Here is an 8,341-nt window from a genome sequence, read left to right on the forward strand (position 1 = left end):
ACCTAAAGCCAAAACCCGAACTCCCCAGCCCCAAGCGGCTTCAATCCAACAAAATGATCTCCTATCTCGGCATCAAGCTGACGGGCGAAGGCTTTCGAGTCAGCAACGAAGCAGCGGAAAAGCTCCTCAATAATCGCGCCAACGCCCAGATTCTCAAGAAGTACATGCGTGGGGAGACCATTAACGACTCGCCCGCGCAGCACCCAGACGGATACGTAATTGATTTCACCGGAAAGACGCTGGAGGAAGCGAGGCGCTGGCCCGAACTGCTCTCAATCGTTGAGGAGTATGTGCGCCCACAACGCGAAAAGACAAACAGGAAGTCCCGTCGCGATAATTGGTGGTTGTTTGGAGAAACCGCCATGGGACTTCGCAGGGCACTCCAAGGACTCAGTACGTGCATCGTCACTATTCGCGTTCCAAAACACATTGCATTTTCCATCCTCCCCACGGACAGAGTGTTCAATGAAAAGGTTGTGGTCATAGCAAAAGATCACCCAGGCATCCTCTCAGTCCTCCAAAGTCGCCTACACACCACCTGGGCTAAAAGGCACTCAATTCGATATGCCCCATCGGACTGCCTCGAGACATTCCCGCTCCCCAGTGAGCCCGAACTGGACTTGTTGAGAGAGATCGGAACATTCCTTGATGCGGATCGACGCAACTACATGATTGCCAGGTCGGCCGGATTGACAACAACGTATAATGTGCTCAACGACTCACAGGAATCAGGCGCAAGAACCCAGGCCCTACGAGCACTTCACGAAGACGTAGATCGAGCGGTGCTCAGCGCGTATGGCTGGTCTGACATCCAGATTCCACCGTACTGCGGCGCCACTCCCAAACAGCTCGAAGTCTTCGAGGACGAAGTTCTCGACCGCCTCTTCGACCTGAACGCGCAGCGTGCCCATGAGGAAGCCCATCCTACCGTCCGCCGTCCCTCGAAGTCCCGCGCCCAGACTGCCTGAGCCTTCCCATGAATGTCCCTGACACGGGAGCGGTCCGCTCCCACCTCATTGATGCGCTTGAAGCGGACCTCGTTGGCCCGTTCAACAAGCCTCCAGGCGCTCCTGTCTCGGACGCCCCGGAGGTGCTCCGCACGCCACCGTCCCGCTGGTACCTGACGGGCTTCCTGGTCCCGCTCGACCAGGGTGTCATCGAGGATGACCCCGACGACGAAGAAGACGACCTGGCCGCGGGCAATGACGAGGACGACGAGGAAGCCTCCCGACCCGACCCGACCGCCAAGAAGGTTCGCCGCCTGCCCGCGTCCATGGGCCTGTCCGTCTTCGTCCCCGCAGGCACGTCCCAGCTCACAGCCCATGTCTGCTGGGCGGACTACCAGCGCCTCGAAGGAGGGGAGCGCAAGCACTGGAGCCGCACCTTCCACCAACGCACCGTCACCTTGTCCCTGAACGACGCGACTCTGCAGGAAGGCATGTTCCTCCAGGACAGCCGGGGCCTGCGCCTGGAAGGCCACGTGGAGAAGACGCGCGAAGGCGAGCTCGCGGTCGCCATCTTCCTCGTCAACGCGCGCCCGCCCACCAGCACCGCCGTCGAGCGGGACGAGGCCTATGCCTTCCAGACCCATCTCACCCTGGAATGCGCGCAGGGCTTCGTCAGCCGACAGGACTCCAGCGACGCCAGGAGCGAGGACGACGACGACCGCGTCAACGACCTCCAGTTCCGCGACCGCCAGCGGTGGGCCGTGGGCCATGGCATCTCCGTGCGCGTCCCATCCACCTCCGTCCCCGTCACCCGCGTGGAAACGGACTGGCTGCCACGCGTCGAGGTGCTCCCTGTCGAAGCGCGGCAGATTGGCGAAGTCACGGTGGGCATGGAGCAGCTCGCCGCGTTCACGACACCCTCGGAGGCCGTAGCGGCCCTGCTCCCCCTGGTCCGGACCTACCGTGAATGGGTGGCCACCCAGGCCACTGTCGCTGTCGGCAGCGAACGCCGCGAGGAGACACGGGATGAGCTCATCCGCAGGGCTCGACGCGCGGCGGACCGCATCGAGGAGGGCATCCAGCTCCTGGCTCGGGAACCTCTCGCCTTCGACGCCTTCCGCTGGATGAACAGCGTCATGGCTCAGGCGGAACGCAAGGTACGGCAGGAAGAGGCGCCCCAATGGCGTCTCTTCCAGCTCGCCTTCATCCTGCTCAACCTCCCCTCCGTCGAGCACGAAGGCCACGCGGACCGTGAGCTCGTGGAGCTCATCTTCTTCCCCACCGGCGGCGGAAAGACGCAGGCCTACCTGGGACTCATTGCCTTCACGCTGCTCCTGCGTCGCCTCAGGGGGCAGGCCCACCTCCACGGCGGCCTGGGCGTGGCCGTGCTGCTTCGCTACACGCTGCGGCTGCTCACACTCGACCAACTCGGTCGCGCCGCGACACTCATCTGCGCGCTCGAAGTGCTCCGCCAGCAAGAGCCGAAGCGCCTGGGAGCAGTGCGCTTCTCCATCGGACTGTGGGTCGGCCGCTCCGCGACCGCCAACACGCTGGAGCAGGCCTCCACGCAGATCACCGAGTACAAGAACGACAACAGCGCCCGCGCGCAATCTCCGTTCCCACTCGCCACCTGCCCCTGGTGCGCGACGCCGTTCGAACGGGAATGCTTCATCCTCCGACCCTCCAAGTCCAAACCCGAGGAAGTGCTCGTCGGCTGCGCCAACATCGCGTGCGCCTTCAACCTGGGCCGCAACCCGGAAGGGCTCCCCGTCCTCTTCGTCGACGAGCAGATCTACCGCGAGCTGCCGTGCTTCCTCGTCGCCACCGTGGACAAGTTCGCCATGCTGCCGTGGCGTGGAGAGACGGGATTGCTCTTCGGTCGCGTCCTGGGGCGCACCGGGAAGCGCTTCGTCGGCCCGTGCAACGATGCCGCGGACGTGAAGGCGGCGCTCGTGACGCTCCCGAAGGGGCTGCCTCCCCCGGAACTCATCGTGCAGGACGAACTGCACCTCATCTCCGGCCCGCTGGGCTCCATGGTGGGCCTCTACGAAGGGGCTGTCCTGACGCTCGCGCCCCGGGCGAAGTTGGTGGCCTCTACCGCCACCGTCCGCCGCTCGCGGCAACAGGTGAGTCGCCTCTATGGACGGGACGTCGCGCTCTTTCCTCCGCCAGGCGTGGATGCCTCCGAGACGTTCTTCGCCTCCGTAGGCACGAAGGGCGCGCGCCAATACGTGGGCGTGGCGGCACCCGGGCGGCCTATGAAGGCCATCCTGCTGCGCGTCTATGTCAGCCTGCTCGCGGCCGCCGCGCGCGGCGAACAACTTCACGGCGCCGTGAGTGCGGACCCGTACCTGACGCTCGTCGGCTACTTCAACAGCCTGCGCGAACTGGGCGGCATGCGCCGGCTGGTCGAGGACGAGGTGCGCCGACTGGTGATGGACCGCGTCCGCCGTCGTCCAGAAGACTTCGGCAAAGATGCCGAGCATCCCTGGTACCGGGGCAGGACCATCCGCGGCGAGCCCATCGAGCTGACCAGCCGGGAGAAGACCGCTGACATCAAGGCATCGAAGAGCCGCCTGGAGCTCGCGCACGGTCAGCCCCAGAGCATCGACGTCGTGCTCGCCAGCAACATGATCTCCGTCGGCGTGGACATCGACCGGTTGGGGCTCATGGTCGTGGCGGGACAGCCCAAGACGACCAGCGAGTACATCCAGGCGTCCAGCCGCGTGGGCCGCAAGATGAACAAGCCCGGCCTCGTGGTGACGTGCCTCAACGCGGCCAAGCCCCGCGACCGCAGCCACTACGAGCGCTTCGGGACGTACCACGAGTCGTTCTATCGCTTCGTCGAAGCCACCTCGGTGACACCCTTCTCGGCACCAGCGCTCGACCGGGGGCTCGCGGGCGTGGTGGTGGCGCTGGGCCGGCTGCTGGACACCGCCATGACCGCGCCCCTGGAGTGGAAGTCCCTGCAGGCGCACCGGGAAGCGCTGGAGCAGGCGCTCGAAACCCTGTCGAAGCGCGCTGGCCAAGGGCTCCCCAAGGAGGAGTCGGAGCGCGCCAGCGGCATCGTGATGCAGCGCGCGCGAAGCCTGCTCGACTCGTGGCGCAACATCATCGAGCAGGCGAAGAAGGACGCCGCCCAGCGCGCGTACTCGCCCTACGACCCGGAGGGAAAGGGGCTCAAGCCCCTGCTGCGCGGCTTCCTGGACCCCACCGACAACCTCACCCAGGACGAGCTCAAGTTCGAGGCGCCCACGTCCATGCGTGACGTGGAGTCCTCGGTGCACCTGTGGATTTCACGTCAACCCCTGGGCGGCTACCGCGCCCCGAAGGCAGCGACGGAGGAGGTAGCGCATGACGAACCGTAGGAAGTGGACCAGGGCCCGTTCGACGCGGCCGCCGGATGGGCGCGTGCGCCAGAGCCAGGTGGTCTCCACCTTCGGTCCGGGCAGCATGCTGGACCTGCTGAACGACGCAGTCCTCGTGGGCGGCCTGGACTTCTGGCGTCTCAAGGGCCAGGGCGAGGTGGTCAACGAGCCGCGGTTGCTGGAGATCGTCGAACCGCTCTACCACCGCAACAAGTGGCCGCTCAGCAAGGAGGCCCCCTTCCGCAAGCCCCCCGCTGGGGATGAGCGAGAGCCGACAGAGTCCTGCGGCATCCAGGTGTATGAGTTTCCGCGCTGGTTTGTCTGCCAGAACTCCCACTGCCGCACGCTGGTGCGGGCCAACAGCTTGGAGCGCGTGAACCAGGAGTACCGCCACCGCTGCGCGGGAGTGGACGCGAAGCCCGAGCGCTGCGTGCCGGTGCGCTTCGTCGCGGCCTGTCCGCGGGGGCACCTGTCGGACATCGACTGGACCTGGTGGATGCACGAGCGCAAGCCTTGCGAAGCCCCACAGCTCAAGCTCGAGGAGGGCGTGAGCGGTGACTTCAGTGACATCGAGGTCGCGTGCTCGACGTGCGGAAAGCGCAGGCGCCTCATCGACATGACACACAAGGAGCAGCAGGCCCCCTGTGACGGGGAGCGGCCCTGGCTGGGATTGGAGGCGCGGGAGCGCTGCGACGAGAAGCAGCGACTGCTGGTCCGCACCGCCAGCAACGGCTACTTCGCGCAGACCACCAGTGCCATCACCATCCCTGAACCGGAGTCGCTCCGGCGCAAGGTGCAGTCCGCGTGGAGCATCCTCCAGTCAGCCACCGCGGAGACCCTGCCGGCCTTCCGGACCATTGCCCAGGTGCAGGCGGCGCTCGGCTCCGCCTCCAACGCGGAGGTGCTGGCGGCCATCACGGCGGAGCGCGAGCACACGCCCGAAGCCGTCCCGGAGATCCGCACCGCGGAGTGGCTCCAGTTCCTCGCGCAGCCACAGGAGAAGCCTGGCGAGATGCCCCGGGACCGCACCGAGGTCTTCTGGGCCCGGCGCATCGCTCGGCCCCAGGGACTGCCCTCGCTGGTCGAACGCGTGGTGCTGGCGCGACGGCTGCGGGAGGTCCAGGCCCAGGTTGGCTTCACGCGGCTGGAGCCCCTGTCGAAGGACCTCCAGGGCCGCTACGACCTGGACGTCGCGCTCGCGCCGATGTCGCTCCACCGGGACTGGGTACCCGTCACGGAGATGCAGGGCGAGGGCATGCTGCTGGTGCTCGACGAGCAGCAGGTGCATGCCTGGGAGATGTCCGAGCCCGTGCTGCGGCGTGAGGAGGTGCTCAGGGCTGGATATGAGCGCTGGAAGCAGGGCTCCGGTTCGAAGCTCCCCTTTCCGGGCGTGCGGCTCTACCTGCTCCATTCGCTGGCGCACCTGTTGATGACGGAGGTGGCGCTGGAGTGTGGCTATCCCGCGAGCTCCATCCGCGAGCGGCTCTACTGCGCGCCGCACAGCGACGCCGTCCCCATGGCGGGCATCCTGTTGATGACGGGCACCACGGGCGCGGAAGGCACGCTGGGCGGCCTGGTGGAGGAGGGCCGGCGACTGGGGCAGCACCTTGCCCGGGCGCTGGAGGACGCGCGCCTCTGCTCCAATGACCCCGTTTGCGCGCATCACGAACCCACCGGCCGTGACGACCGCGACCTGGAGGGCGCCGCGTGCCACGGGTGCCTCTTCCTCCCCGAGTGCTCCTGCGAGCGCTTCAACCAGTACCTCGATCGCGCGCTCGTCGTGCCCACGCTGGGCCACGAGGACGTCGCCTTCCTGACGACGCCGTGGACCTGAGCGGCGTGGCGACGCTGGACTTGGAGCGGCTGAAGGCCGTGGTGCGAACGCGGCGGCTCGGGTTTCCGTTGTCCCGACTGGCGCTCCAGGGAGAGGGGCTGGAGCGGCTGGCGGGGGAGGTCGCGGCGTTGAACGCGCTGTCGCCATCGCGAGCTTTCGGTGCCTCGCCAGTTCCGGTCCGAGGTCCCATGTCAGAGCGCGCCGTAGCTCTTGGGGTAACTTCACTTCCAACCCCTGTCGCCTCTCTCCTGGGCTGGCGACCAGGGTCACTGTATCCCAATCGGCAACACATGCATCGCTCTCGTGGCAAAACCTGTCACAGCCGCCGAGTCGTTGAGAGGGAGCTGTCTCCAGGCAGACATCTGGCATGTGGTGTGCTCCAGGGGAGGCGCGGTCCGGAGCCTCCCTTCCGCGAGGCCCCTGGGCCGTTCACCCTGAGAGGAACCAAACCCCATGAACCACCGCCATATGTCTTCAGAATCTTCCACCCCTGCTGGACGCCCCTTCTTTCAATCTGCCCTGGTGCTGATGGTGTTGAGCATCTTCACCCTCCAGGCGGGCTGTAGCCGCAGCCCGGAGACCAGCCCCTGGACGATGGAGAAGACCCGGCTCTTGGCGAGCCGCATCGTCCACCGCGACGTGGAGCCGGCGCGCGTGGTGGACAACAGCCTCGAGCGCTACGGCCGTGTCCAGGTCCGGCTGAGCGAGGAGGACGCGCCCCGGCCCCTCGCGTTCATGCTGCGCCAGGAGATTACGCGCGGCGACGGCATCACGGTCATCGACATCGTCGACGAGCAGACCGGCAGCCGGAGCCACTACCAGATGCACGACGAGACGGGCGAGGTCCTCATCGTCACCGAGGCCGGCACGCAGAAGATGACCTTCAACCCCGACGGCACTGTGCGGGTCGGTAACGCGCTGGCCCGCAACGAGCGGGAGGCCGCAGAACTCCTCCACAAGACCGACGTGATGGAGCCGGTGTCCGAGTACTCGCTCACCGTTCTGCTCGATACCATCTACCAATACCTGCCAGAGGGCGAGACCGGTAAGGGCCAGGCAGTGGCGGCCGTCGTCGTGGTGGTGTGGCTGACGAGCTCCTTCTTCATCTGCAGCAGCGAGTACACCCGCAAGGGCTGCAACACCAACAACGGCATGTCTGTCTACTGCCGCGACTACTGCCGCCAGCTCGGTTGCGCCTGCTGGTAGCAGCTCCCTCTGAGCCCACAGGAGCCAGCATCCCATGCCCGTTCTGACCTACTCCCATCGCTGCTGGAAGGGAATCCTCGGAGGGCTGCTGCTCCTGTGGGTGGCCTGCTCGTCAGAGCAGCCCCCCCGACGCGCGGCGACGGAAGTCCCGCGCGTCGTCTCTGTCTTCTCCCGCCTGGACTCGGAGCTCCTCCAGCAGTCGCCATGCACCCAATCCGCTGGCGCGTGCGAGCTCGTCGCGCTGGAGGACTTCACCTGTCCCCGGAAGGCCGCCGCGGACGTGCTCATCGTCTCCGGCCACAGCCTGCCGCCGACGTACCTCCACGCGGGGCCGGAGGCGCTGGCGCGCGTCGTGGCCTGCTACCGCCCGGAGCTCATCGTGCTGGACACCTGCTACGGCTTCTCCCTGCCGCTGCTGGACGCGCTCGCCGACGTGCTCCCTGGCGCGCTCGTGGTGGCCGCCACCTACAAGCTGCCGCCGCAGGGGCTGCGCTACGAGGCGGGCTTCTTCCTGGCTGGCACCGCCGACGCGCGCGCGGAGCGGGTCCACACCCACTCCGGCAAGCCGCTGACACGCTGGCGGCTGGACCCGGACACCCTCAGTCAGGCCCGTGACATGCTGGAGGACTGGAACGTGGACGCGCTGGAGGCGCGCCTCGTTCGCAAGCTGCCCAACCTGGTGAGCGTGGAACTCCCCGGCACGCAGGCCTCGGCCCTGGCGCCGGTGGCTCCGGAGCGCTTCCGCCGACCATGAGCCTGCTCCTCGCGCTGCTCTCGGGCCTGCTGCAGGGCGCCGCCTTCCTGTTCCCCACGGCCCAGCCGCTGGTGTGGGCGGGCGTCGCGTGCGTGGCGGTGGCCGTGCACCAGACGTCCAGTGGCCTTCGCGCCGTGGCGCTGCTCGCGCTCGCGGCTTCGGTGCGGCAGGCGGTGGCGCTGCATTGGTGGGTGGACACGGCCCACCACTTCGCGCCGGGGGTGGCCGGGGC

Annotated in this window: 6 protein-coding genes; all 6 read left to right on the top strand. The window is 67.1% G+C overall.

Annotation, left to right across the window (positions count from 1 at the left end; genetic code table 11):
- Positions 1-968 (top strand): type IIL restriction-modification enzyme MmeI (locus G4D87_RS28760; protein ID WP_338045005.1); only part of this gene is annotated, 968 nt, incomplete at its 5' end.
- 8 nt (positions 969-976) lie between these two features.
- Positions 977-4,315, top strand: a complete 3,339-nt coding sequence (drmA, locus tag G4D87_RS28765; RefSeq protein ID WP_163785909.1) for a DISARM system helicase DrmA — start codon at positions 977-979, stop codon at positions 4,313-4,315.
- A complete protein-coding gene (gene drmB / locus G4D87_RS28770) occupies positions 4,302-6,149 on the top strand; it encodes an MrfA Zn-binding domain-containing protein (RefSeq protein WP_163785910.1) in 1,848 nt (615 codons plus the stop codon). The genes drmA and drmB overlap by 14 nt, the downstream gene beginning before the upstream one ends.
- Before the next feature lie 468 nt (positions 6,150-6,617).
- Complete coding sequence (locus G4D87_RS28775) at positions 6,618-7,355, top strand: DUF3223 domain-containing protein (protein ID WP_163785911.1); 738 nt, start codon at positions 6,618-6,620, stop codon at positions 7,353-7,355.
- Between the two features lie 34 nt (positions 7,356-7,389).
- Positions 7,390-8,109 (top strand): hypothetical protein, encoded by a 720-nt coding sequence (locus G4D87_RS28780; RefSeq protein ID WP_163785912.1) that lies wholly within the window; start codon positions 7,390-7,392, stop codon positions 8,107-8,109.
- A partial coding sequence (locus G4D87_RS28785; RefSeq protein ID WP_163785913.1) for a hypothetical protein occupies positions 8,106-8,341 on the top strand: 236 nt, incomplete at its 3' end. The genes G4D87_RS28780 and G4D87_RS28785, both read left to right, overlap by 4 nt.

This window comes from Myxococcus vastator (assembly GCF_010894475.1).
In the GTDB taxonomy this organism is placed as follows: domain Bacteria; phylum Myxococcota; class Myxococcia; order Myxococcales; family Myxococcaceae; genus Myxococcus; species Myxococcus vastator.